20 protein-coding genes are annotated in these 25,801 nt (G+C 42.5%); 9 read left to right on the top strand and 11 right to left on the bottom strand.

The annotated features are described in order from the left end of the window. Positions 1-28: 28 nt before the first annotated feature. Entirely contained in the window at positions 29-4,099 is a 4,071-nt protein-coding gene (locus tag MOB01S_RS00205) for an exodeoxyribonuclease V subunit gamma (protein WP_066799854.1), read from the bottom strand. Positions 4,100-4,201: 102 nt separating this feature from the next. Here MOB01S_RS00205 and dnaE point away from each other — a divergent pair, with 102 nt between their 5' ends. The 3 genes from dnaE to recR all read left to right on the top strand — a co-directional run bounded on the left by dnaE (position 4,202) and on the right by recR (position 9,048). After that, on the top strand, positions 4,202-8,029 hold the full coding sequence (dnaE, locus tag MOB01S_RS00200) for a DNA polymerase III subunit alpha (RefSeq protein ID WP_066799852.1): 3,828 nt from the start codon (positions 4,202-4,204) through the stop codon (positions 8,027-8,029). A 93-nt stretch (positions 8,030-8,122) separates the two neighbouring features. Beyond that, a complete protein-coding gene (locus tag MOB01S_RS00195; RefSeq protein WP_066799849.1) occupies positions 8,123-8,455 on the top strand; it encodes a YbaB/EbfC family nucleoid-associated protein in 333 nt (110 codons plus the stop codon). Next, entirely contained in the window at positions 8,455-9,048 is a 594-nt protein-coding gene (gene recR, locus MOB01S_RS00190; protein ID WP_066799845.1) for a recombination mediator RecR, read from the top strand. Before MOB01S_RS00195 ends, recR begins: the two co-directional genes overlap by 1 nt. Positions 9,049-9,071: 23 nt before the next feature. Here recR and dnaB read toward each other — a convergent pair whose 3' ends face one another. Next, positions 9,072-10,523, bottom strand: a complete 1,452-nt coding sequence (gene dnaB / locus MOB01S_RS00185; RefSeq protein WP_066799834.1) for a replicative DNA helicase — start codon at positions 10,521-10,523, stop codon at positions 9,072-9,074. A gap of 116 nt (positions 10,524-10,639) precedes the next feature. Here dnaB and pdxA point away from each other — a divergent pair, with 116 nt between their 5' ends. Then, positions 10,640-11,632: a 4-hydroxythreonine-4-phosphate dehydrogenase PdxA gene (pdxA, locus tag MOB01S_RS00180; protein ID WP_066799831.1), complete on the top strand. Its 993-nt coding sequence runs from the start codon at positions 10,640-10,642 to the stop codon at positions 11,630-11,632. A 103-nt stretch (positions 11,633-11,735) separates the two neighbouring features. On the opposite strand, the gene MOB01S_RS00175 is transcribed toward pdxA, so the two are convergent. From MOB01S_RS00175 to tusD, 4 genes are read right to left on the bottom strand one after another with little or no spacing between them, the layout of a single operon-like run. After that, a complete protein-coding gene (locus MOB01S_RS00175) occupies positions 11,736-12,344 on the bottom strand; it encodes a ubiquitin-associated-like domain-containing protein (RefSeq protein WP_066799829.1) in 609 nt (202 codons plus the stop codon). Beyond that, positions 12,341-12,658 (bottom strand): TusE/DsrC/DsvC family sulfur relay protein, encoded by a 318-nt coding sequence (locus tag MOB01S_RS00170; RefSeq protein ID WP_066799826.1) that lies wholly within the window; start codon positions 12,656-12,658, stop codon positions 12,341-12,343. The genes MOB01S_RS00175 and MOB01S_RS00170 overlap by 4 nt, the downstream gene beginning before the upstream one ends. Next, on the bottom strand, positions 12,658-12,954 hold the full coding sequence (locus MOB01S_RS00165) for a hypothetical protein (RefSeq protein ID WP_066799823.1): 297 nt from the start codon (positions 12,952-12,954) through the stop codon (positions 12,658-12,660). Before MOB01S_RS00165 ends, MOB01S_RS00170 begins: the two co-directional genes overlap by 1 nt. Before the next feature lie 21 nt (positions 12,955-12,975). Then, entirely contained in the window at positions 12,976-13,356 is a 381-nt protein-coding gene (gene tusD, locus MOB01S_RS00160; RefSeq protein ID WP_066799914.1) for a sulfurtransferase complex subunit TusD, read from the bottom strand. 87 nt (positions 13,357-13,443) lie between these two features. Here tusD and glnE point away from each other — a divergent pair, with 87 nt between their 5' ends. Continuing rightward, entirely contained in the window at positions 13,444-16,206 is a 2,763-nt protein-coding gene (gene glnE / locus MOB01S_RS00155; protein WP_066799821.1) for a bifunctional [glutamate--ammonia ligase]-adenylyl-L-tyrosine phosphorylase/[glutamate--ammonia-ligase] adenylyltransferase, read from the top strand. A gap of 93 nt (positions 16,207-16,299) precedes the next feature. Beyond that, positions 16,300-17,196, top strand: a complete 897-nt coding sequence (gene ypfJ, locus MOB01S_RS00150) for a KPN_02809 family neutral zinc metallopeptidase (protein ID WP_066799818.1) — start codon at positions 16,300-16,302, stop codon at positions 17,194-17,196. A gap of 61 nt (positions 17,197-17,257) precedes the next feature. Here the strand turns inward: ypfJ and MOB01S_RS00145 are convergent, their stop codons facing one another. The 5 genes from MOB01S_RS00145 to MOB01S_RS00125 form a co-directional block, all read right to left on the bottom strand. Continuing rightward, the gene (locus MOB01S_RS00145) at positions 17,258-17,545 is read right to left on the bottom strand and encodes a YeaC family protein (protein ID WP_066799815.1); all 288 of its coding nucleotides are present in this window, start codon (positions 17,543-17,545) and stop codon (positions 17,258-17,260) included. A gap of 213 nt (positions 17,546-17,758) precedes the next feature. Then, a complete protein-coding gene (locus tag MOB01S_RS00140) occupies positions 17,759-18,682 on the bottom strand; it encodes a bestrophin family protein (RefSeq protein WP_066799812.1) in 924 nt (307 codons plus the stop codon). Between the two features lie 3 nt (positions 18,683-18,685). Beyond that, entirely contained in the window at positions 18,686-19,483 is a 798-nt protein-coding gene (locus MOB01S_RS00135; protein WP_066799810.1) for a purine nucleoside phosphorylase YfiH/LACC1 family protein, read from the bottom strand. 4 nt (positions 19,484-19,487) lie between these two features. Further along, positions 19,488-20,465 (bottom strand): RluA family pseudouridine synthase, encoded by a 978-nt coding sequence (locus tag MOB01S_RS00130; protein WP_066799809.1) that lies wholly within the window; start codon positions 20,463-20,465, stop codon positions 19,488-19,490. Positions 20,466-20,468: 3 nt separating this feature from the next. Further along, positions 20,469-21,137, bottom strand: coding sequence for an NYN domain-containing protein (locus MOB01S_RS00125; RefSeq protein ID WP_066799808.1), 669 nt, complete (start codon positions 21,135-21,137; stop codon positions 20,469-20,471). Between the two features lie 255 nt (positions 21,138-21,392). Here MOB01S_RS00125 and MOB01S_RS00120 point away from each other — a divergent pair, with 255 nt between their 5' ends. The 3 genes from MOB01S_RS00120 (at position 21,393) to MOB01S_RS00110 (ending at position 25,801) form a co-directional block, all read left to right on the top strand. Continuing rightward, on the top strand, positions 21,393-22,364 hold the full coding sequence (locus MOB01S_RS00120; RefSeq protein ID WP_066799806.1) for an outer membrane protein assembly factor BamD: 972 nt from the start codon (positions 21,393-21,395) through the stop codon (positions 22,362-22,364). Between the two features lie 37 nt (positions 22,365-22,401). Continuing rightward, positions 22,402-24,453, top strand: a complete 2,052-nt coding sequence (locus MOB01S_RS00115) for a DNA primase (RefSeq protein WP_066799804.1) — start codon at positions 22,402-22,404, stop codon at positions 24,451-24,453. Between the two features lie 94 nt (positions 24,454-24,547). Further along, on the top strand, positions 24,548-25,801 hold the full coding sequence (locus MOB01S_RS00110) for a transferrin-binding protein-like solute binding protein (RefSeq protein WP_066799801.1): 1,254 nt from the start codon (positions 24,548-24,550) through the stop codon (positions 25,799-25,801).

Genomic DNA, 25,801 nt, shown 5'->3' with positions numbered 1-25,801 from the left:
TTATGATTTTAAAATAATGGAAAAATGCCTAATCAATGGCTTTTAGATGGCGAAGCAACGGCTCAAACAGCACATCAGTCATGGGCAGATGAGCAAGAAGCATGGCTATGGGGTCAGCATTGCCTAGCACAAATTGCCAATTCTCATCAAGTCTATCTAGCCAGCCCCCAAAAGCCTTGTTGGGGTCAAATTTATCTTCTTGGCGAGATAGACCAATCAACGCATTTTCTACCGTCATGATGATGGGCTTGGTCTGAGCAAGAGTTGCAAATAGCTTGAAGTTCGTCAAATGTGCCACCGCTTCAGCTTTGGCAATGGCGGGCAAATAAAACGTGGTTTTATCTTTGTATTGTTTTAGGGTGCTATCAGCCCCCGCAAATTGCCAAATGCTGATTTTTGTCCCCGTAGGCACTTCATCATCGGTCAGTTGCCACAACAAATGTCTTAACCAAAAATTAAGTAAATGCTTGGGTCTAGGCTTGGAAGGACTAACATAAAACCACACAGGCGAATCATGGGGCAACCTGTCCGTTAGATGATACCATACCATGCCATCTATGCCAATTGCCACTTTTTGTTCGTGAAGCTTGGTGATACATAATGACAATCGCCGTGTGTCCAACGTAGGTAATGTGATATTGACGTTTTGCAATCCTTCAAAAAATTGCTTAAAACGCTCCATCGTATGCTCTTTGATGTCATGAGGCATTTGTTGCCGAACCACGCCAGCAGGCAACAGACTGTCATAATACAAAGGTTGTAGCGTCTTGTTTGTCATCACATCGTCATTGCATTGCTCTTCGTCAAATGCCCCAGCCGCCACCGCCTCTAAAAACATCTCATTTACTTGATATTTACCCAAACTATCCAATGATAAAGGTTCATCAAGCTCTGTATCATATTGGGTACTTGGCAAACCAATTTTTGGCTCTAAAAACGCCCCAATCATGTCTTTTAAACTGCGTATGATGTTTGACAATCTATCATCATGTGGCTTGCCAGTCGTGCAAATGTGATTGTATAATGCTTGTGCGTTATCATGGTTTGGCTGTGCTTGATACAGTGCCATCAATGTCCACGTTTGGCGAAAAACGCCAGCCCAATACGCCAATGTTTGTGCATCTAATAATGCCACCTTATTTTCAATCACTGTTGGCGTACACAATGTCTCCCACACACTTTGCCACAATGGTGCAGGAGGTAGATAACATTGCCGTTCATGTTTTAAGTGTTCAATATGGCGTTTTAATGGCTCTAACACCCCATAAGAATCATCATCGGTGCCTTGATTGACATAAAAATTTTGTTCATCAAAAGGTGTAGCACAATGCCATGTGATTAAATAATCTTTCACCAAAGACGACATGGCACGACTGATTTTGTTCATGTCCATGCCATCATTGTCGTCCACCTCCCCTTCCCACTTGGCTTCTTCGGTGAGAAATTTGACAAGCTCACTCACAGGCGACGCAGGCAATAGCGTATTTTTACCATCTGGGCTAAGCCCATTATAAAAAATCATTGCCTTATCCGTACAAAGTAGTGCGTCCAAAAACGCCCCATTATCATCATCTTCGTTGTAGCGGTCGCCACGCCATTTTAGCCCTGCTCTCATCAAATCAAGCCGAACCGATTTATCTTGTCGAGGAAAAGATGACAGATTCATGTCCAACATCACAGTCAGTCCAAAAGGAATGCTCCTAACCGCCCCAAATCTTGCCACCGTAATCACCGATGATGGTTCAGCACTTACCGCTTGGGCGATTGTGGTTTCTGCCAAACTTTGTAATACAAACTGACAACTTAGAGCAATGTCGCTTTTTTTATATCCTTTGTCATTGTTTTGGTAATTGTCATAATTGGCATTTGCCCTTAGGCTTGCTTTTATGGTGTTTTTGGTATTAAAAATCGCCCGCATTTCTACTGTTTTTTTCAATTTGTCAAAATAGCGGTCAATGATGTCTTTTTCAAAACTGTCCAAAATATGCTCCACCACATCTACTTTGGTATAATCATCACGATGGGTATCCAACCCTTGATGAATGGCGGTCAAAGCAGTGATGATGGGTTCATCAGACAACTGTACACCCACCAATGGCAACACTTTTTCAGCAAAGGCGTTTTCTTGCCACGCAAAGGGGTGTAATGTGTCATAAGCCTGTGGCGTACCCATGATGTTTGGAGAAATCAAACCCAAAACCACACGGTCTAAGGCATAGCTAAATGTATAACGATAATCATTGTCTGCCTCGTCCAAGGTTTTTGCCAAATGTCGCTCATCAAAACCCCGTTTAAACCCCGCCTGCGTCAAAAGCTCACAACCCCGTTTCATCTCTTCAAAACTAAGCCCAAACGACTCATATAGTGGAGGTGTCAACAACCATTCGTAAACGTCTTGAGCATAAAACCGACTGGTCGGTTTGCCAAGCAGTTCATAAAAGCCCAATATGGCATTAACCAAATCACTAATCTTTTTATCAGGTACGCCTGTGATTTTGATGGGTAGACTTAGCCCATCCATGCCACGTCCATCAGGAAACACCGCCCGAATCACGTCTTCGTTTTTTGCCACATCAGGCAACAGTATCACCACATCAGACAGGTTGGGACGACTACCGTCAGACTTTGGGGTGTTTAAATATTGGGCAATATATAGCCGTGCCAGTTCAAGCTGACGTTTTAGGCTGTGGCAGGCATGAATAGATAAACTATCATCAAAAGGTAGGGGAGTTAGCATATTTTTTGCTAATGATAGCGTAAAATCCTTTGCCATATTTTTGTCTTGCAGTACCAAAATATCTTGTTTGATACCGCTTAGCAAACTGAGCTTGTTTGGCGTTTGATTTGGTAACTCACCAAACAGTTCATCAAAATCATCTTCCATATCCGCCATCTCAACCAGCATGGCAAAAGTTTCACGAGATTCTTTGCCAAGCCTTGATAATAGTGTATGCCCATAATCTTTTAGGTGGACATGTTCACGGTTGATGATGCGTTGGTGTTCAAGCCAATATTTATCCACAATATCCGCCCAAAACATCTTGGACGGATTAAAATGAAGCAGATGTATGTCGCTGTATTGGGATAAACGTTTTAAAAAATCCAGTTCTACTTGGGGGATTTGTTGGACGGTAAATAGATACAAGGTTTCTAGTTTGGCACGAGCCGACAACGCCAACTCTTTGCCCCGATTGCCTTGTAAAATTTGCCAAAACCGCTTTTCAAGACTATGGCGATACAGATAGGTTTGTCCAAACAGCTCGCACCACAAAAAATGTAAGGCTTTTTCTAAACTCAAATAATGCTCTTGTAACCAATCTGGCATGGGTTCGGGGGGTGTTTGTTTGGGTTTTTGATAATCATGATTGCCAAACATTGCCAACATAAAAGTACAAGAAGCAAGTGATTGGATATGTTTCATGGTGCGGTGCAACATTTTGCCAAGTGTCCAATCCATAAGCCATCTATCGTGCAGTACTCTACCACCAAAATCATCAGGACGTATCACGATGAATTGTTCATCAAACTTGGCTTTGTCCGCCATCATTTTTTTGACAGTGTTTTGTAAAGATTTGTTTAATGCCCAATCAAGTAACCATTTTGGACGGTGTGTTAGATAACGCACATAGACATTTGATAACTCTTGGCACAACTGCCACAAGCGATGTTCAGCAATGAAGGGCGCGCCATGTTCGTCCTCTTCTACCAGAGGCAACAACAAAAATGCCAACACATCATCTTTGTCTATCTTGTTGATATGACGACTTTTGTTTGATAAAAAATCAAACAAACGCCACCGCATGATAGAGCCAGACAACACCGCCACTTCTGGCACACTCAAAACATCATTGGGGTGGGCTTTTGCATCTAGTTTAATAATATCGCTCATCATCTGCCATTGGTATTTACCCCAAAATTCAGCAACAAATAGCGTACTAATACCCGTCTGTTTGGCAACTTCTTTTTGCACCCAATCCCCAATCACCATAGATGGCACAATCACCTGAAATGGCATAAAAACTTGTTCTTTGTTTTTATAAAATCTAATCAGATGTGCCAAAAGTCGGCGTGTGTCGTTGGATTGAATGATATAAAACATGACAATAAAATGATGGACGGATGAACTATTTTACCGTGATTTGGGGGATTTTGCCATGTTATTTTTCCATGTTATAATGACAAAAAAATTCAGAGCAACATCATGACTTTTACGCATTTAGGTGTCCGCACCGAATACGCCATCGTAGATTCTATCATACGCATCAAAGAGCTGGTCAAACAAGCCAAAGCAGACGGACAAACGTCTTTGGGGATTGCTGACCCACACAACGCCTTTGCTCTTGTCAAATTTTATAAGACCTGCGTAGAAGCAGGAATCAAACCCTTGCTTGGCTCAGAAGTTACTGTCGGTCATGCCATAGATGACAACGCCGAATACGAAAATTTTAGCGTGATTCTCTATGCCATGAACAACAAAGGCTACCAAAATCTATTAAAACTCATCTCCGACAGCTACACAGACCGCCCAAAAGGCGACAATGGTAAAGTCAGCATTGAGACACCCATTGTTACTTATGACAACTTATTTAAGCATCACGAAGGTCTGATTGTCATACTCACCCACCGCTCACCCACCGCCCCCATGCTATATAGTAGGTATGCCGAAAAAGTGGGTGAGACACTTAAAGAATGGCAAGCAATATTTGGCGACCGTCTGTATCTTGCCATCAAACGCACGCACAAATCAGATGATGATTATAACAAAAACGCCATCATTGAAGGCTCAAAAGCTGGCATACCCATCATCGCCCACAATGACGTACGTTTTATGAATCCAACCCCAAAAATCGTGGGCAAAGAAGCTACCGCAAGCTCTGATTTTGAAACACACGAAGCTCGTGTCTGTATCGCTACAGGTTGGGTGCTTGATGACCAAAACCGCCCCATGATTTATACAGACAAGCAGTATTTTCGTACCAGTGCCGAAATGATGGAGTTGTTTGCTGATTTGCCCCAAGTGATTGAAAACACCAATCTTTTGGCATCTCGTTGCAACGTAACACTCACGCTTGGCAAAAACTTCTTGCCTGCCTTCCCCATACCAGAAGGCATGACCGAAGAGAGCTTTTTTCGCAAAACTGCCGAAGATGGCTTGAACAGACGACTTGATAAACTCTATCCCCCCCAAGACAGAGATGAATCATGGGCAGACGTGCGTAAACCCTATGATGAACGGTTGGAATTTGAAGTTAATATCATCTTAAAAATGGGCTTTCCTGGTTATTTTCTCATCGTCATGGACTTTATTCGTTGGGCAAAAGAAAATGGTATCCCAGTAGGACCAGGGCGTGGCTCTGGGGCAGGTTCTTTGGTGGCATATAGCCTAAACATCACAGACCTTGATCCGTTGCGGTACGATTTGCTGTTTGAACGGTTTTTAAATCCAGAGCGAGTCAGTATGCCCGACTTTGATGTGGATTTTTGTATTGAGGGGCGAGACCGTGTGATACAGTATGTGGCAGATACTTATGGACGTATGGCAGTTTCGCAAATCATCACTTTTGGTACAATGGGTGCAAAAGCGGTGATACGAGATGTGGCTCGTGTACAGGGCAAATCTTTGGGTCTTGCCAACAAAATCTCCAAACTCATTCCCAAACTCAAATATGATTTGCACACCTGTCGCTATGGCAACGGCAAAGAAGGCAATGAAAAATTAGAAGCAATCAGTGAGCTTGTGGACATGCTAGATAACCCTGAAAATGGCGACTACGAAGATGCCAACGAACTTTGGGAAATGGCAGTCAAATTAGAAGGCATCACTCGCAATGTTGGCAAACACGCAGGGGGCGTACTCATTGCCCCAAACCAAATCAGCGATTTTAGTGCGGTGTACTGTGATGACGAAGGGCATTTTGTTAGCCAATATGATAAAGACGATGTGGAGGCGGTTGGGCTTGTCAAATTTGACTTTTTGGGACTTAGAAACCTTACCGTCATCAAATCCGCCATCAACAACATCGATGCACGCCGTGCCAAAGAAAACCTTGCTCCCATTGACCTAGATGAGTTACCCCTAGATGACATGGACGTTTATCAGTCAGTACTACAAACAGGCAATACCACCGCTGTATTCCAACTTGAAAGCTCTGGCATGAAAAAATACCTAAAACAGCTTAAACCCTCCAACATTGAAGACGTGATTGCGATGTGTGCCTTATATCGCCCTGGTCCTTTGGAGACAGGCATGGTGTCGGATTTTATTGATAGAAAACATGGCATTCAAGAAGTTGCCTACCCTGACCCTGATTATCAACACGATTGGCTAAAACCTGCCCTAGAACCCACCTATGGCGTGATAGTGTACCAAGAACAAGTCATGCAAATCGCCCAAGTGCTTGCAGGTTACACACTAGGCGGTGCTGATATGCTAAGACGAGCCATGGGTAAGAAAAAACCCGAAGAAATGGCAAAACAGCGAAGTGTGTTTGTAGATGGTGCGACAGGGCTTGGCATTTCTGGGGAGCTGGCTGGGCAGATTTTTGATTTGGTAGAAAAATTTGCAGGTTATGGCTTTAACAAATCCCACTCCGCCGCCTATGGGGTGCTTGCCTACCAAACTGCCTATTTAAAACACTATTATCCTGCCGAATTTATGTCAGCGGTACTCTCATCGGAAATGCGAGATACAGACACGGTGGTGTTTTTATTGGGCGATTGCAAAGAAAATTTTGGCATCACGGTATTACCTCCCTCCGTCAATCACAGCCAATGGGAATTTGTTACCGACCCAAAAGACCCCACTCACCGCACCATCATTTCAGGGCTTGGAGCGGTCAAAGGTGTGGGCGAAGATGCTGTTGCTAGTATCATACAAGCACGTCAAGAAGGCGAATTTTTGGATTTGTACGATTTTTGCAATCGTGTTGATACCAAAAAAGTTGGCAAACGTGCCTTAGAAGCTCTAATCTGTGCAGGGTGCTTTGATGATTTCGCCCAAAAACTTGCCCCCCATTTTACCAATATGGATGGCAAAAACCAAAGTTACCACATTCGTGGCGGACTGTGGGAACAGCTTCCCACCGCCATGGAGGTTGCCCACCAAAACCGCCAAAATGTTGAGGCAGGGACGTTTGATTTATTTGCTGAGGTTGATGATGGTTTGTCAGTCGCCCCACCCCTGAAAAACATCATCTGGGGCGAACAAACTCGCCTGCGTGGCGAACAAGACACACTAGGGCTATATCTGACAGGACATCCTTTGGATAAATACCGCCAAGAATTTGAGCGATATACCAACATGAACCTTGCTGAACTTGATGTTACAGGCAAAATAGCAAAAGTAGCTGGGCTTGTCGTTGATGTTGCCAACTTTGGCAATCGCATTGTTGTTACACTTGATGATGGCTTGGGACGTATGGAAGTAAGTTGTTATACTGACAAATACCAGCATTTCAAAGAGTTATTAGAACCCAACATTAGCCTAGATGAGTCTTTGATTGATAAATACGCCCCCATCGCCAAAGTGGATAAAAACTTTAACCCCAAACGCCTAAATGTCCAAAGTTTGGGCAAGGTTGATAAAACAGACTGGGAAAACATCAAAAACTTGAACGGGGCAATTTTGTTGGCACGGCTTAACCTTTCCGAAAGTGAGGATAAAACCCGAATCTACGCCCGCTTACAAGGGGTGGACACACTACTACACACCCGCCTAAAACACCTAGATGGCATATACATCAAACTACCTAGCCATGACAGTGAACGGCTAGAAAAATTGCTTGGACTTTTAAAAGAGCATTATCCGCCCAGTGCCGATTTGTGCATCAGCGAAACACAAACGGATGCACATGGTAACGAGATTGATGAGATTATCAGTGATGGTTGTTTGCCTGTACATTTATACTTATATGATGAGTGTAGTGTCAATAAAATTGCTGTCAATGACCGATTTAGACTATGCCCTTATGATGTGGTATTTAATGAATTGGAAAAACTGTTTAACCCCCAAGAGCTAAAAATCCTATAAATAGCAAAACACCCTCTAAGTAACAAAAAATCCACGCAGGGCAATAAAAATTTTGTTATAATTAAACCCACATTTTAACAATAGGAAAATTGTATGAATATTCAAGCCCTAATGCAACAAGCCCAAGCCATGCAAAAGCAAGTTGAGCAAAATGTTGAATCTGCCAAAAAATCATTGGCAAACAAAGAAGTGCATGGCGAGGCAGGCAATGGTCTTGTTAAAGTAACCATGACTGGTCGTCATGTCATCAAACGTCTCTCTATTGACCCAAGCCTCATGAGTGATGACCCCGAGATGATTGAAGATTTGGTAGCGGCAGCCGTCAATGACGCTGTTCGTCAAGCAGATGCTCTCCACGAAGAGGTCATGGCAGGTGCAACCACAGGCATCGGCATTCCCAAAGGCATGCAGGGCTTGTTTGGTTAATGCTTAGTCCAAAATTTGACCAACTCGTCAAAGATTTGCAAATCTTACCATCCGTTGGGCAAAAATCGGCTCAGCGGATGGCTTTGCATTTACTATCCAAAAATCGCTCGGCAGGACTGGCATTGGCACAAAGCCTGCTAGTGGCAATGAGTGAAATCAAAGAATGCACCCTTTGTCATTCGTTCAGCGATGATGAGGTGTGTGGTATTTGTAATGACATTCGCCGTGATGATGGACTGCTGTGCGTGGTGGAGCAAGCCTCTGATGTGGTTGCCATTGAACAAAGTGGAGCATATCGTGGCAAATATTTTGTGCTAGGCGGACACCTATCACCCATTGATGGAATCGGAGCGGACGATTTACACATAGATGAGCTTGTCGCTCTTGCCAAAAGCAAAGTCATCAATGAGCTTATCATTGCCACAGGAGCAACCATTGAGGGGCAGACAACTGCCTTTTTTATTCATAATGCACTTAGTACCCACATCGCCAAAATCACCCGTTTGGCACAAGGTATGCCAATGGGTGGTGAACTTGGCTATGTGGATAGTTTGACCTTGCAACAAGCTTTGCACAATCGTGGAGTGCTATAAGGAGGATAGGAACTCCACTCCCATCATTCCTCAACATCAAAGCCTTCAGGTGTGGGTGTGCCGTCCATGTTGTCAAATTTGGTGTATTCACCGATGAATTTAAGTAAAAATTTACCCGTTGCACCGTTACGGTTTTTACCGATGATGATTTCGGCAAGTCCTTTGAGTTTGTTATCACCGCCACCTTTTTTGCTTTTGCCAGAGCCATCATCTTTATCTTTGTAAGCATCTTCACGATAGATAAAGATGATTACGTCCGCATCTTGTTCAATTGCCCCAGAATCACGCAAATCTGACATGATGGGTCTTCTGTTTGGACGGTCATCCACTTTACGGCTAAGCTGGGACAATGCAATGACAGGACAATTCATCTCACGAGCCAACGCCTTTAAACTTCGGCTAATTTCACTGATTTCTAGAACACGGTTATTCTCCATACCGGGCACTTTCATCAGTTGCAAATAATCCACCACAATCAAGCCTAGTCCATGCTCATGCTGTTTGGCAATGCGTCTGCACGTTGAACGTACCTCGCTGGGGGGTAGGTTATTGCGTGCATCTATATATAAGTTGGCGTTGGAAAAAAAGGTACTGGCCTGAAAAAACCTATCCCATTCATACTCGTTCATGTGCCCAGAACGCAAACTGCCTTGATGAATTTGCCCAAAAGCAGAAGCCATACGCATCATCACCGCTTCGGCTGACATTTCCATAGAAAACATCACCACAGGCAACTCTTGATGCAACACTGTTTCGGCAATGTTCATGGCAAGGGTTGTTTTACCCATAGATGGGCGAGCAGCAAGGATAATCAAATCACCTTTTTGTAGTCCTTGTGTTTTGTTGTCAAGCTCCTCAAAACCTGTTCGCACCCCAATCAAACCATCAGATTGATTTTGTAGTGCATTTAAATGTTCAGCAACGGTCGCCAAAATCTCATCAGCACGTCTAACACCTTGATGTGTATTTTCGTTATGATAATTTTCATTGATACGAAAAATATCAGCTTCCACCATATCCAAAATCTCACTCACACTACGCTGTTTGGGGTGGTATGCCATGTTTAGCATATTATTGGCGGACTTGATGAGCTGACGATAAACAGACAATTCACGGATACGCTCGGCATAGGCGGTGAGGTTAAAGAGCGTGGCAGGACTTTGGTTGATTTGCATAAGATACTCTTCACCACCAACCAATGACAACAAATTTTGTTGGTTGAGATAGTCATAGACCATAAGTGTATCATAGGGCTGTTTGATGCGAGACAGATGGGCAACCGCTCCAAAAATCTGCTTGTGGCGTTCCCCATAAAAATCATCTGTTGTGATGATTGTTTCTACCTGTTCAAAGGATTCGTCCACACTCATCAAAGACGCAAGCAATGCTCGCTCAATGTCTAGATTGTGTGGTGGCTGTAAACTTAGTAGATTGTCTTTATCGTTTGTGGTTTTTTGGGCGATTTCGTCAGTCATGGCAGGATTTTAAATTTAGGGCTTATCATTTTAACATAAATCATCAAAATTTTACTTTTTAAAATATCAATCACAGATTACAATACCCCTAATTTTAGCAACCCAAATCACACCTTATGAAACCAAAACTTATTACCACAGGCGAACCTGCTGGCATTGGCATGGATATTGTCATTGATGTGTTGTCCAAACAAATTTTTAACACACCCATGGTGGTGTGTGCAGATGGCAAAGTGTTTGGCGAACGTTGTGAAATGTTGTATCAAAAAGGTGCGATTGCACAAATACCACCATTTGCCATCATTGATGATTTTTCACAATATCAAGGGCAAAATATATGTCTTTTAAATATACCATGCAAAGATAAAGTAATTGCTGGAAAACTCAATGTGAACAATGCTCATATGGTAGAAAACCAACTGAATATTGCACATACATTAGCAATACAAAATAAAGTTTCAGCCATCATCACTGCCCCCATTCAAAAATCGGTGATGATAGATGCTAAGATTAGGCTTGATAATGGCGACATATTTAGCGGGCATACCGAATATTTTATGCACAAGTGCAAACTTGACAAAGTAGTCATGATGCTCGCCAACGCCAAAATGAAAGTCGCCCTTGTTACCACCCATATCCCCCTAAAAGATGTACCGCACGCCATTACCGCCGATGCAATCACCCAAACTGTTACTATCACACATGATGCCCTACAACACACCTTTGGCATAACAACCCCAAAAATTCTAGTATGTGGACTAAACCCTCATGCAGGCGAAGACGGACATCTGGGCATGGAAGAAAAAACCATCATCAATCCAACCTTACAAACATTCAAAGATAAGGGTATGGACATCTCACTGGCATTGCCTGCTGATACGCTATTTACCGATAAATATCTACAAAATGCTGATGTAGTCATTGCAATGTACCACGACCAAGGGCTTGCTCCACTCAAATCGCACGGCTTTGGCGATACGGTAAATATTACGTTAGGACTGCCCTATTTGCGTACATCTGTTGACCATGGGACGGCATTGGATTTGGCGGGGACGGGCAAGGCGAGTAGCAGTAGTTTGGTGCAGGCGATTAAAATGACGTGTTTGTGATTGGGGCGTTAAGATTTAATCATATACCCAAAATGGTTTTGGCGTAAGGTGCGTAATACGCACCTACATTTTAAAAAAAGATTATTTTTAAAATACGATTGGATTAAATATTACCATAAATTTCAATGACGTTATCAGCTTTGGATTTTTGTTTTAACCAATCTATGACTTCTTGATAAAATTCCATGACCGCTTTATCATCATCTTTTAATAAAGCCAATTCATCAATGACCGCCAATATCGCCTGATGATTATATTGATTATAAAAAGTATAATCAAAGTCATTGCAATGCTTAGAAAATATAGGCTCAATCAACCAAACATCTTTCATTGGAATAAAAATATGGTCTTCTACATTGTCATGCCAATAATCTTTATCTTTGGATTTAATATAAATCTCAAATCCTGCTTCACGATAACGGCGTTTATCATCTCGGGTTGTGATGATTTGATGAATAAACACATCATGGTATTGTAATTCTTGTATTTTTTCAATCGCTTTTTGTGGATTGTGCTGAAAAAATTGATAACATTTATGAGCTAACTCATCATCGCAATGTGTTTTTTCTATAATTGCTTGGACATTTTGTTGGTGATATAGGTTAATTGCCCTTTCTATATCATTATTGCTATTTTTTAATAATGCCAATGCATCTTTGGTAGAACAATCTATTTTGGATTTTAAGGTTTGTATTTGAGAAAAATTATTCATAAGCAGTTCGGCGGTTTTGGTAATCCTGCCACACGATTGACATGGCGAGCCACCAGCCCTGTATTAAACAAAGTTTGTAATTTGGCATTTGTGATTTCATCATTAGGTAAGGCTTGCGACAAATGTTTGATGAGAGGGCGAGTGCTAGGACTGTGGTGGTATTTGTCAAAAAATGTCCGCACTTCCCCCAAAATACGGTAATGTACATCTGTTAGCACCACGTCAAGCGTGTTAGCAAGCTGTTGAGCAATATCGGGCGTCCACATGGTATGGTCGGTCAAATGTCCGTCTTGGTCTAAGGTTAAACCACTCATCAAAACTCCAAGATGCTGTCAAAATTTTGTAAGTTCAATATATCCACTTTTTGTGTATTTTGCAATACATCAACGTCAGACACATCAAAATCCACCCATGCCTGTGGCAAATCGTACAAATCCAAAGATTGTATCATGCCATAAATGCGAGTACCTTTGTCCAAAAACAACGAACGACTATTTATGCCTAACATAAGCTGTATCTTGTGGTCAAAACTGGCAAGTACAAATGCCAACGAAATGGCTTCATAACTAATAAGTTCGCTATTTGTCTGTATTTTTATTAAAATATTCATTGAGTAATCCCAATCAATCCATTAAAACTGCATTAACTTGGTGTCATCACCAAGCATTAGTGCCAGCTCTGACAATCCAACCAAATAAAAAGGCGACCGCAAATTTTCGCCGTCAAGCCCATGACGGTTGGCATTTTCGCTATCCACCACGCCACGAGCCAATGCTGTTCCTACACAGACAGGCAATCTTAATCCCTGTGTGTTTGCCAATGCCACCCATTCATCAGCAAGGTTTGGCACATCGGCAGTTTGCCACATCAGGCGGTTGGCAATGTATGCACCATCCCCATAAAAAAATACTCGCAAATCATCACCTTGTGCTAAGGCGTGTTTGGCAAAATCTAAGGCTTGAATATGTCTTTTATCATGGGGACTTTTGGTGATGAGTAACAACGTTGTCATGGTTTGGCATGGTAAAAAAGATTGAAAATGGGGTTTATTATACCTTAAAATGGCAAAATATTCCCACAAAAATCGGAAAATGACATCATGCACCACCTAGACCCCAACGATTTGGCACGATTTAGCCCCTTCGCCCATAAAATTTATCAAAAAAACCCCAACCAAGCAGACGCATTTTGGCAAATGTGGGGAGATAAAGCCCTAACCCAGACCGATTTTGAACACATGATAATCACACACATGAACGGTCAAAAAAACTGGGAACAAATAGACGAAAGTGTATTTATGAATACCTTGCGTATCGTGCGTAACTTATTGATGTTAAAATGGATTTATCAAGACATTCACCGCCTTGTTAGTTTAGAACAACTTACCCAAGAACTCTCTGAATTTGCCAATGTATGCTTGTGTTTGAGTCATGATTTTGTCCGTACAAATCTCATCACACGCTATGGAAAACCGACCAGTCGGTTTGATGACAAAATGACAGATGATGAGTTAATGATAATAGCGATGGGTAAGCTAGGAGCAGGCGAACTTAATTTGTCAAGCGACATTGATTTGGTATTTGTCCATGTCGGTACTGGTGAGACTGATGGTAGAAAAACCATTGAAAATCAAAAGTTTATGACAAATCTAGGGCGTGGTATCATTCGTTTGCTTAGCGAGGTTACTGAGCATGGTTTTGTGTTTCGGATAGACATGCGACTTCGCCCATGGGGTGATGGCAGTCCGCTTGTCATGACTTTGCCTGCCCTAGAAAAATATTTTGCCCAACATGGGCGGACGTGGGAGCGGTTTGCATGGCTCAAATCACGGCTTGTCAATGACGTTGATGGGCGTTTGGCACAAAGGTTATTAAGTATTACTAAAAATTTTGTCTATCGTTATTATATTGATTATACCGCATTTAGTGCCTTGCGTGAGATGAAAGCGATGATTGTCGCCCAACAAAACCAACGCCAAGACAATGACAACATCAAGCTGGGCGTAGGTGGCATACGAGATATTGAGTTTATCGTGCAGTCATTTTTGTTGATTTATGGCGGTCATCATGCCAAATTGGGACAAAATCTCACCACGCTCACCGCCTTGGATAGACTGTGTGAGCTTGGATTTTTGCCCCAAGAACAAGCTGATGAGCTTGGGCAAGCCTATCGTTTTTTACGTAGACTAGAACACGCCATTCAAGCTCGTCATGACGAACAAACTCAAAGATTGCCCACAGGTGATGAGCTTTTGGCGGTGGCGATGGTAATGGGCTTTGAGACGGTGGATAAATTTTTAGAAAAACTAAACAATCACAGGCAAAACGTCTCCACCCCCTTTAACACACTCATTACCGACCGCCAAAATCCCACAGACGAGCTGACCGACAGCGATGACGTGTGGGTTAAACTCGCCACACTTCTAAACAATGAGAGCATGACTGCACTCAAAGAGTTTGCCACCTCTCGCCAAGTTAGTTTGCTTGATGATGAACCCAAAAAACGCTTTGATGATGCTTATCCCATTTTGCTCCATGCCCTGTATTTGCACGCCAAAACCGACCCTGTATTAGCAGACATTGCAGTACCACGTTTAATCACGTTGCTTGAAGCGATTGTACGGCGGTCTATCTATCTAGTGATGATTGCTGAAAATCCCAACGCCACTATCGCACTCATTCCCATGCTATCGGCAAGTCCTTGGATTGCCAAAGAGTTGGCACTACACCCCATGCTCCTTGATAACTTTTTACAAAAACGCTATTTGCACTTGCCAAACCTTGATGAGCTGACTGATATTTTGCGTCAGCAGGTGCTTAGGGTTGAGCCATTTGATGATGAAACTTATTTATCGGTCATTCGCCATTTTAAAAAGACACAAGTCCTAGCAGTGGCAACGGCAGACATTTTGGGACTTCGCCACATCATGAAAGTATCCGACAGCTTGACTTTCATCGCCCAAGTGGTACTATCATCTGCTCTCCAACGAGCCTTTGATGAGCTGATTACCAAACACGGCTTCCCCAAACTGCAAACAGGCGAACGAGCCAGCAGTGAAAACATGGGCGTGGCGATTGTGGGCTATGGCAAATTGGGTGGACTTGAAATGTCTTATGCGTCTGATTTGGACGTGGTGTTTTTGCACCAACTGGACGAACAAGCGGATACAGACGGGCAAAAGGCGGTCAGTGGTATGAAGTTTGCCTCTCGCCTTGTCCAAAAAGTACTAAATTATCTCACCACCCAAACCCGAGATGGGCGAGCTTATGAAATGGATATGCGACTGCGTCCTTCTGGCAACGCTGGCGTAATGATAGTATCTGTACACGCTTTTGAAATTTACCAACACCAAAAAGCGTGGGCATGGGAACACCAAGCACTCGTGCGTGGGCGAGGTATTGTAGGCGATAAAGCAGTGCTGGCAGAATTTGACCGCATTCGTTTGGACATACTAAAAAAACCCCGAGACATTGACCAAGTTCGCCAAGATGTGATAAATATGCGTCAAAAAATGCAAGAACATCTTGGTACAAAAACCAACCACACTCATGAATTTCACCTAAAACAAGACGGTGGTGGTTTGGTGGATATTGAGTTTTTGGCACAGTTTATGGTGCTTGCTTTTGCCCACAAATACCCCAATTTGGCGGTTTGGTCGGATAATGTGCGTATTTTTGAGGAAGTTGCCAAAACAGGACTGTGGGAGCAGGAGCGTTGCCAAAAATTGACAGAGGCTTATTTGGATTTACGTAAAAAAACACACGAGCTTGCTTTGTCTGACCAGACCGTCATTGTTCAAGATGATGCGTGGGACGCACTTAGAAATTTTGTATGTACAGTATGGTTGCAGGTAATGAATTAATCTAGATTTGGCAGATTAAGTAAGTACCACAACCTACTAAAAAGGCGTAATTCGTGTTAAAATCTAAACTTTTGTTATTATTGCAGGTTAATTATGCAGTGGAAAGGTCGCAGACGTAGTGATAATGTAGAATATCGTGGCGGTAGCACAATCAAAAAAGGCGGTATAGGCATTGGCAGTATCATCATTGCTTTGATACTTTGGAAAGTGTTTGGTATCAACCCCCAAACCACACTTGGTGTTGCCGAACAGCTAAACAGCCAAACTGTCCAAACCACCCCCGTTCAACACACACCCGAACAACAAGAAGTTCATGCTTTTGTGGAAACGGTACTGGCAGATACCGAAGATGTGTGGACACCGATTTTTGCAACTTTGGGCAAAACCTACGTCCCACCTAAATTGGTCGTATTTACAGGGTCTGTGCAATCTGCCTGTGGCGGTGCAACCTCAGCCAGTGGACCTTTTTATTGCCCTGCTGACCAAAAAGTGTATTTGGATACGCAGTTTTTTGCTGACATGAAAACCCAAATGGGCATCACAGGTGACAAACAAGGCAGTAGCCAACTCTCCAAGCAAAATACCGCAGGCGACTTTGCCCAAGCCTATGTCATCGCCCACGAAGTCGGTCATCACATTCAGACAGTACTTGGCATTTCATCACAAGTACGTCAAGCCCAAGCCCAGACAAATAAAGCCAATGCCAATCATCTTTCGGTTCGTCAAGAGTTACAAGCCGACTGCTTTGCAGGACTGTGGGCAAATCACAATCAAAAACGCACTAACTTTTTACAAAAAGGCGACATTGAGGAAGCACTAGATGCTGCCGAAAAGATTGGCGATGATTACTTACAACACAAAGCTCACGGACATACCATTCCAGACAGTTTTACGCATGGAACAAGCGAACAACGCAAACGTTGGTTCTATCGTGGGTTTGAATCAGGCGACATACAGGCGTGTGATACCTTTGGTGTGAAAAATATCTAAAATCACATCATAACCAAGACGGTTTGTTAGGGCAAATTATCATTTGCCCTATTTTTAACTTTTATTTAAACTTAACAGGTCGTTCTGCATTGGGGTAGTGATGTTCATGCTCCACATCGCACGCTTCGCCAACTATATTGCCTTTTTCGTCTTTGGGTTTTTCTATGTAACCTGTACGTTCGTGGACAGGTAGATATTCATGTTCCCACACCATGACTGCCTGCATACAGGTTTGGCGTTGTTCATCTGTTAGGCGTACACCGTTTTCCCATTTACCAATCTCAATGGCAGTGCGAAATTTGGCAACGATTTCAGGGCTTAAACTATTTAAAATGTCTTGTTTATTCATCATTTTTCTCCAAAAATCCCATTATATAGTAAATTTAATCCAAAATCCAACACAGCTTTTTCGTTTTTGATGAACAAAATCAAACCACACTCTTCAATTGACACCAACCAAACCATAAATTTAATAGGCTTTGTGAGAATAAATGAGACAACGCTTTCTTACAACAATCACCAATTTTGTATCATTTAAAGTTATTGTGGCATGGCAAAAAGATTAAGACAAATAAAAATGCTTAGGGGTGTGTGCATGAGGCAATTCATCACCCAATAACGCCAATGTCTCACGTTCAATAAGCCTTACAATATTATCAAGGGGTAAATCATTCAAATCCAAACCAAACGGCTCTTCTAATTCTTTGGATAACTCATCAAGCCCCAAAAATAAATACGCCACCAGTCCCACCAACAATGGTGTCCACAAACCCAACGTACTACTTACCCCAAATGGCAACAACCAACAAAAACAAAATACCGCCCGATGAAGCAACACCGAATAAGGTAGAGGCAAAGGCGTGCTATTAATGCGGTCGCACCCTGCTTGAATGTTACCCATTTCTATGACGTGGCGTTGGATACTGCTATAAATGATGTCGCTGATTTGCCCTGTATTGACGGCATGGATTAGGCGAATTTGGATATTTTCTAAAATAACTTGCGGTGCATTGATGTGATTTTTGATTAATGTATTTAATTTTTGTTGCTTATTATCATCTAAATGCAAATAATCAGCAAATCTATCGGCAGGCAATTGTTGATGTCTCAATCTGTCTTTTAATAAGTTGGTAAAAATCAACATATCCACCAATATGGCACGGCGTTCGTTTTCATTTAAAAACCGTGTATCTCGGGTAAAATGGCGAGTATTGGCAATCAATGCTCCCCATAATTTACGTCCTTCCCACCATCTATCATAACAGGCATTGTTGCGAAAACTTAAAAATATGGATAAAATCACACCCAACACCGTAAATCCCACCACAGGCACGCTTTTGACGGTATAAACTTGATAATAAGTAAGCCCCCACGCAATCATGGATACTGCCATGAGCATGATAATCATAGGTAACACTTTTGGCAATATCGTGCCACGCCACATAAACAATAGTGCCAAATTGTTGGATTTTTCACGAACAATCATAAATCAATATTTAACAACCACCATAGCCATACGCCCTGTGGCGTGTTTTTTGGCGTGAGTTTGTTGGCGATACGAATATAAATTAGGCTTATCATAACTACATGGCACATTGTCATTCATCACAGTGATGTTTAAATGAGCCAATTGTAACCGAGTGAGCTTGACAATATCAATCAAGCATTTTTGTGTATCATTTTGATTACTGATTTTATCTTCAATGATTGTCTGATATAATTCATCAAAGGTCAAATCAACCAACTGTTTATCAATCACGCTATTGATGATATTATTTGCCAATGTTTTATCAATTTCATAACTGGCTTGACTGATACACGCCCCAATCACCGCTTTGATGTTTTTATCAAAAAATTGTTTGACGGTATTGGCAATAATACCCTTTGTCAAACCCTGCCAGCCTGCATGAATGCAAGCAATTTGACCACCATCACAGTCATTAAACAACGCAATCGGCACACAGTCCGCCGTCATGATGGATAGCCCCACCCCACATTCATCACTGATGAGTGCATCTGCATTGGCAGGCGTAATTTGTGCTTTTGCTGTCGTTACATCATTGCCATGAATTTGATTTAGCCAATGGATTTGATGGATTTTACCGCCAGTTAATTGGTGCAACTCACGAAGTAAAGTCGCACGATTATCTAAAACATGAGGAGCATTATCTAGCACGTGCAAACCCATATTAAACTGCCCATACACATCATCACCCCATTTATCAAACCTACCTGCGTGTGTTTGGATAACCAGAGTGTGATTATTTTGGTATAAAACATCAAACATGCGTTTAGCCCTCACCTTGTAAAAGTTCAACCATACCCACCATGTCAGGTGGTAGTGGTGCTTCAAATACCAATGTCTGATGTGTGGTTGGGTGTACAAAACCAAGTTTGTGAGCATGTAGTGCCTGACGGGGGAATTCTATCACTGCTTGGCGGACATCGGCAGGTAGCCCTGACTTTGGCAGTCCGCCATACACTTTATCACCCAACAAGGCATGACCAACATGAGACATATGTACACGGATTTGGTGGGTGCGTCCTGTTTCAAGTCGCACGGTGAGTAAGCTATAATGCGTGCCTAATGCTTGGGCATGGACGACATGGGTAACAGCAGGCTTGCCAGCGTCTGTAACAGTCATCTTGGTGCGGTGAATGCAGTGGCGACCTATGGGAGCATCAATCGTGGCATGGCGTAAAATATCATTTGGCACGCCCGTGGCAATCGCAAGATACTCACGATATACCGATTTGTCTTTTAACTGCTCCGTCAAATCAAGCTGGGCGGTCTTGGTACGAGCAACCACCAACAGCCCTGATGTGTCCTTATCAATACGATGTACAAGACCCGCTCTTGGCAAATGAGCATTGTTGGGATAATGGTAAAGCAAGGCGTTCACTAGCGTACCAGTCAGATTGCCTGCCCCTTTATGTACCACTAACCCCACAGGTTTATTAATCACAATCACGTCATCATCTTCGTAGACGACATCAAGAGAGATATTTTCAGGCAAGTCTTCACCATGATTGGTAAGAGTTGTCATCAAAGTCAGCTCATCGCCCAGTTTGACGGCATATTTGTTTTTTTGGGGCATACCATTAACCAATAACTCCCCATGATCAATAAAGCCCTGAATCTGTACCCTTGAAAAACCATCAAATACATCGGTGGCTATCTTGTCAAGGCGTATGCCGATTTGTTGTTCATTAACAAGGTGCGATAATTGCACCGATTCAAACTCTATGTCTTCGTTTTCTTCATTCATAAATCAATAACGCTTTTTGGGAGTAAAAGTTGTCCAAAGCTCATCAATATATCCAAATACCGATTCATGGACAGTTTTGTGCATACTATCTAATACCAACTGTACGCCCTCATAGCGAACGGTATCCGCCACCAACGTAAATTCGTCATCATTACTGATAATCACAACTTTATCAATTTGTTTTTTGAGTGTCAAACTCATCAAATCTGCACCCATTTGTATACCCACACCTTTTTGGTGTAAGTCTAGCACAAATTCGTTGTCGGTCAAATCATACCATTGTCTTTTGCCCCAAAGCAAATCTTTGGCAATACCCGTCTTTAATCGCCAAACATCAGCACCCACCGACAGCTCGCCAAGTCTTAATAGGGTTTTGGGTTGTCTTTGCAATAATTGATGAAGCTCATTTCTAAAAATCGCTTCTTTGGTTTTGGACAAATCAAGCAATTCTCGGCTGATGGGTTTATGAACTTTTTTGTTGATGGGTGGGCAATCATAAAAATAAATGCGATATAACTCATCGCCCATCTGACTTTGGTATTGGGTGTGTTTTAATGCCAGATGAATGGCACTTTCTGCGATTTTTTGGGCGTGATAATGTTCGTCTTGGGGCAAATATTGACGTAAACGCTGTATCAAAAACGCTGTATCAATAAAGATGGCAGTTTTCATTTTTTCACCTTAATAAAAAAGCCCAAAGGTTCGGCACTTTTGGAATGAAGAAAAAGAGCGTACAACTATGGGCGGGATATATGCACTATTTTATAACGTTCAAAAAGTTTGTCAAGCATTATTTGACGATTGCACACCATGTTTACATTCTGGTAAGAATATGAAAGAAATTTGCCCATGTTGCACAAAAAATAACTATTCAATCATCATCAAAATTGTGATACACTAACACGATTTCACCATTTGGGATTGATAATGAAAAACACAGCCACGCTTGCTCTTAGCTTATTGACCGTGATGACATTGACCTTGACAGGGTGCAATACTGTCAAAGGTTTAACAAAAAAAGACAAAGAAGTCATCACCACTGCCGAAAAGAGCGAAGATGCCTACTACCAAGATGCCCAAAATGCCTTTGCCAAAGAGCGTTATCGTGAAGCCATCATCGCCCTAAATAACGTGCGGACATTTTATCCTACGGGGGCAAATGCCGAGCAAGCCTTGCTTGATTTGATTTATGCCCAATACCAAGCCAACGACTTTGAAGCGGTACTAACCAGTACCAGTGAATTTATTCGCCTTTACCCAAATAACCCAAATCTTGACTATGCTTTGTATGTACAAGGCATTACCAACATGGGTGGCTCTCCCAAAGCATCTCGCCTATTTTATCTTGACCAATCCCAACGTGATGTATCTTATTTGCGTTTGGCATTCAACGATTTTCAGACACTCATGACGCATTTTCCAAACAGTATTTATGCTCCTGATGTTGCTCAGCGTATGACTGCCATCTATAATGATTTTGCCGAACATGAACTTGTGGCAGCTCGTTGGTACATCAAAAGAGATGCTCATGTGGCGGCGGTCAATCGTGCCAAATGGGTATTTCAATACTACCCCCAATCCCAAAGCGTACCAGAAGCCATCGCAATTTTGGCATACAGTAACGACAAATTGGGGTTGACCGACACCGCCAACCAATACAAAACCTTACTCCAAATCAACTACCCCCAATACCTAAACCAAGACGGCTCAATCAAACTCAATCTAGGGGCAACCTCCATCACCAAAAAAGCCCTATCATCACTCTCGCTAGGCAAACTTGGGCGTGCCAAAGACAAAGATGACATAAGTTACCAATCCACTTATGATGGGCAAACCACGCCCCAAATCATTCGTCAAGCAGTTAGTCTAAATTTACCCACCAATAACCCCTCCCAATAAAACACGCCCACTGCGGTGGGCTTTTTAGTGCTTTGCCATGCGTATCCCTGACACCATCTTAGAACGACTCAACAGCCAAGCTGACCTTGTGGCGATGATAAAAAAACACACCACATTAAAACCAGCAGGACGTGAATTTAAGGGCTGTTGTCCTTTTCATGGCGAAAAAACCCCATCATTTTATGTCAATCCCCAAACCAATTTGTACTATTGTTTTGGGTGTGGGGTTAAGGGCAATCCCATCAGCTTTTTACGAGATTTTGAACGCCTAACTTTTAAAGAAGCGGTAGAACTTCTTGCCGACCAAACAGGCATTGATTTGCCCAAAGATGACCATACCCCCCAACAAATCCAATACAAAAAAACCGCCAACAAACCAAACAACATTAACACCACCCCCAATCCATCATCTGTGCCAGATGTTGATTTTGGAGCCAAAAATCTTAGCCATACCAACCATCAACCCACCAATACCCATCTAGAAAATTTGGGGCAAAATGACCTATCCCAGCCTCATTGGCATCATTTTGACCCCAACAATACATCCGCTCCCACCAGTGAAGAGGGCAACCTCTACGCTTTATTAGACCAAATTTGCCAATTTTATCAACATCAGCTTGCAAATAACTCTACCGCTCGCCAGTATTTTTTATCTCGTGGGCTGACCGAGCAAACCATACACGAGTTTGGTTTGGGCTATGCTCCAACAGGGTGGCAACACTTAGAGCAAGCCTTTCCCTATGATATTGAAGGCTTACGCATACTGGGCTTGGTACGCACTTCACAAAAAGGGCGGGATTTTGATTTGTTACGAGACCGTGTGATTTTTCCCATCAAAGACCGTCAGGGGCGAATCGTCGGTTTTGCGGGGCGGTCTTTGGGTGATGAAATGCCTAAATACATCAACTCATCAGAATCACCTGTATTTGCCAAACAGCATATTTTATATGGGCTTTATGAAGCTCGCCGTGCCAAAGCTACCGATTTTTTGGTGGTTGAAGGTTATATGGACGTGATTGCCTTGCACCAAGCGGGCATCTATGGGGCAGTTGCTCCAATGGGTACAGCCATCAATGAAAACCAAATCGCCCATTTGCTCAAATATAACGACACACTAACCCTATGTTTTGATGGTGATGAGGCAGGGCAACGAGCATCTTGGCGAGCCTTAGAGGTATCTGCCCCCATTTTGACCGATGACAAACAGCTTAAATTTTTGACCTTGTCAGGCGGACACGACCCAGACACTTACATCAAAGCCTTTGGGACAGAAGCCACACGCACCGCCATCACCCAAGCCAAAAGTACATCCGACTATGTCTATGACACCCTAAAATCACGCCACGATACCGCCACACCCGAAGGCAAAGCCCAAGCAATGTCTGAATTAAAATCCTTAACTGGCAAATTCCCCAAAGGATCAAGTTTCAAATGGTGGCTAAACAGCGATATTTATGCACGCTTCAAGGACAAAAAATCCAAACGCACCAGCGATACCATCATTTATGACAGTCAGCTTGACCGCCACACTCAGCTTTGTTTGTGCCTACTGTATACCCCCAATATATTAAATCAAGACCCATTGGTACAGTTATTTCAATCATCTAGCATACATCATGCACATATACCATACGAACAAAGACTACACAACTACGGTCTTGACGTACCCCCCCTACCCACTTGGCAAATGTTGCATGATGACCTTGCCAAACTGGTGTCTGTCATACAGCAATTATTACAGACAGGTTATATACAAACAAATAACAATCCAACACACATTGACGGACAGGCTCATCTCATCATGGCAAGCCTACCAAATCCAACTCTACAACACAAATTAACATCTGCTTGGCGTGAGTTTTTTCATCAATTACAACACCATCACCCCACCGCCAATCATGAAGAAATTTCTTTGTTTTTTAATGAGTTACTTTGTCAAGCACTCCAAGATGCCTTGAAAAAACAGCATGAAGAGAGCAAAAATCTCATTTTGTCCGAAATCCACAAACGGCGAATGCAACTACTCACCAAATGGGATAACGAACATACCAAAACCCAACTTGCTTCTTTGTTTGAAAAACGCCCATAGCAAAATCTAATTTTAATAAAAACTAACAAAATCATTGACAAAAATATATTCCTTATTTATAGTATGGGTATATGTTTGTTTTTTGGAGTTTGTTATGACCATAAAAAATGTCAGATTAGGTTGTGTTATTGCTGGCGGTTTATTGCTAGGCTTGTCAGGTTGTGGTAGCTCTGGCGGTGGTTTTGGGGATAATTCGGTGCGTAGTACACCCATCATCACACCCAACAAAACCAACAATCAGAACCAAACTACCCCAAATCGCAATCAAAACAGTCAAAACAACCAAAATACCGCCCAAAATCCCAACAATCGCAATAATCTTGCGACATCAGCCCTAAACATGAATAATTTTGGGTTTTCCACACCTGTGGCAAATAAAGCACCCTTAAATATCACCTATGTGCCTCGCCCACCTGCACAGTTGGCACAAGAAGTACAAAAGGTGCTAGACGGCACAAACCGCCTAAGAGCTCAAAAAGGACTAAAACCCTTAAAGTTAGACCCCAATCTATCTGCCTATGCCCAAGTCAGGGCGAGTGAAATTGCCATTCAATTTAACCACAAAAGATTAGACAATGGTACGATTGGTAATTTTGGTGAAAATAATCATGGAGGTAGTCCAATGGCGGAGGGTGCAGTAGAAAGTTGGAGAAAGAGTGCAGGTCATTATGCCAACATGGTAAACCCAAGTTATGAAACTATTGGCATAGGGATAGCGTACGACCCGAATAGTATTTATAAATATTACTGGGTGCAAATTTTTAATGCTGATATTTATAATGGCAAAAACTATAAAGCTCCCTATGAGTTCATTGACAACACCACAACCAACCCTAAGCCCCTAGACCAAGTTGTTATCAACGGTACAGCCATTCCATTGACACAGCTAGACAAACAAGGTCAATGGCAACAAATCGCCACGAATGGCAATCAAGGGTGGGTAAATGGCTATCAGCACACTCGTTTTGGGGTAATCACACCACAAGGGGCGAATGCAAGCCATCTGTATTATCAAGGACAACGCACTTCTGATGTTGCCATACCTAAAAGCGGTACAGCAACCTATAACGGCACGGCTCTTGTCGTCAAGGGCAGTCAAGTAAATACCGATGTCAAATCCCAATTCACCGCCAATTTTAGTACTCGCAAACTAGATGGCAAACTCACCCAAAACAACGCCACGCTTTACAACATCTCTGCCGACATCAATGGTAGCGGTTTTGCCAGTAAAAAAGATGCACCCATTCAAACACAAGGAGCATTTTTTGGACAAAATGCCCAAGAGTTGTCAGGCGTGTTCAAGGATACCAAAACCGACACAAAAGGCGTGTTTGGGGCAAAAAAATAA

The organism is Moraxella oblonga NBRC 102422 (assembly GCF_001598275.1).
GTDB lineage: Bacteria > Pseudomonadota > Gammaproteobacteria > Pseudomonadales > Moraxellaceae > Moraxella > Moraxella oblonga.
Note: the sequence above shows the minus strand (reverse complement) of the source record. Positions and strands in the feature narration are given on the sequence as shown.

Bases quoted from the DNA above. Each gene is read 5' to 3' on its own strand.
- MOB01S_RS00205 (WP_066799854.1), bottom strand. From the start codon at position 4,099: ATGTTTTATATCATTCAATCCAACGACACACGCCGACTTTTGGCACAT.
- dnaE (WP_066799852.1), top strand. From the start codon at position 4,202: ATGACTTTTACGCATTTAGGTGTCCGCACCGAATACGCCATCGTAGAT.
- MOB01S_RS00195 (WP_066799849.1), top strand. From the start codon at position 8,123: ATGAATATTCAAGCCCTAATGCAACAAGCCCAAGCCATGCAAAAGCAA.
- recR (WP_066799845.1), top strand. From the start codon at position 8,455: ATGCTTAGTCCAAAATTTGACCAACTCGTCAAAGATTTGCAAATCTTA.
- dnaB (WP_066799834.1), bottom strand. From the start codon at position 10,523: ATGACTGACGAAATCGCCCAAAAAACCACAAACGATAAAGACAATCTA.
- pdxA (WP_066799831.1), top strand. From the start codon at position 10,640: ATGAAACCAAAACTTATTACCACAGGCGAACCTGCTGGCATTGGCATG.
- MOB01S_RS00175 (WP_066799829.1), bottom strand. From the start codon at position 12,344: ATGAATAATTTTTCTCAAATACAAACCTTAAAATCCAAAATAGATTGT.
- MOB01S_RS00170 (WP_066799826.1), bottom strand. From the start codon at position 12,658: ATGAGTGGTTTAACCTTAGACCAAGACGGACATTTGACCGACCATACC.
- MOB01S_RS00165 (WP_066799823.1), bottom strand. From the start codon at position 12,954: ATGAATATTTTAATAAAAATACAGACAAATAGCGAACTTATTAGTTAT.
- tusD (WP_066799914.1), bottom strand. From the start codon at position 13,356: ATGACAACGTTGTTACTCATCACCAAAAGTCCCCATGATAAAAGACAT.
- glnE (WP_066799821.1), top strand. From the start codon at position 13,444: ATGCACCACCTAGACCCCAACGATTTGGCACGATTTAGCCCCTTCGCC.
- ypfJ (WP_066799818.1), top strand. From the start codon at position 16,300: ATGCAGTGGAAAGGTCGCAGACGTAGTGATAATGTAGAATATCGTGGC.
- MOB01S_RS00145 (WP_066799815.1), bottom strand. From the start codon at position 17,545: ATGAATAAACAAGACATTTTAAATAGTTTAAGCCCTGAAATCGTTGCC.
- MOB01S_RS00140 (WP_066799812.1), bottom strand. From the start codon at position 18,682: ATGATTGTTCGTGAAAAATCCAACAATTTGGCACTATTGTTTATGTGG.
- MOB01S_RS00135 (WP_066799810.1), bottom strand. From the start codon at position 19,483: ATGTTTGATGTTTTATACCAAAATAATCACACTCTGGTTATCCAAACA.
- MOB01S_RS00130 (WP_066799809.1), bottom strand. From the start codon at position 20,465: ATGAATGAAGAAAACGAAGACATAGAGTTTGAATCGGTGCAATTATCG.
- MOB01S_RS00125 (WP_066799808.1), bottom strand. From the start codon at position 21,137: ATGAAAACTGCCATCTTTATTGATACAGCGTTTTTGATACAGCGTTTA.
- MOB01S_RS00120 (WP_066799806.1), top strand. From the start codon at position 21,393: ATGAAAAACACAGCCACGCTTGCTCTTAGCTTATTGACCGTGATGACA.
- MOB01S_RS00115 (WP_066799804.1), top strand. From the start codon at position 22,402: ATGCGTATCCCTGACACCATCTTAGAACGACTCAACAGCCAAGCTGAC.
- MOB01S_RS00110 (WP_066799801.1), top strand. From the start codon at position 24,548: ATGACCATAAAAAATGTCAGATTAGGTTGTGTTATTGCTGGCGGTTTA.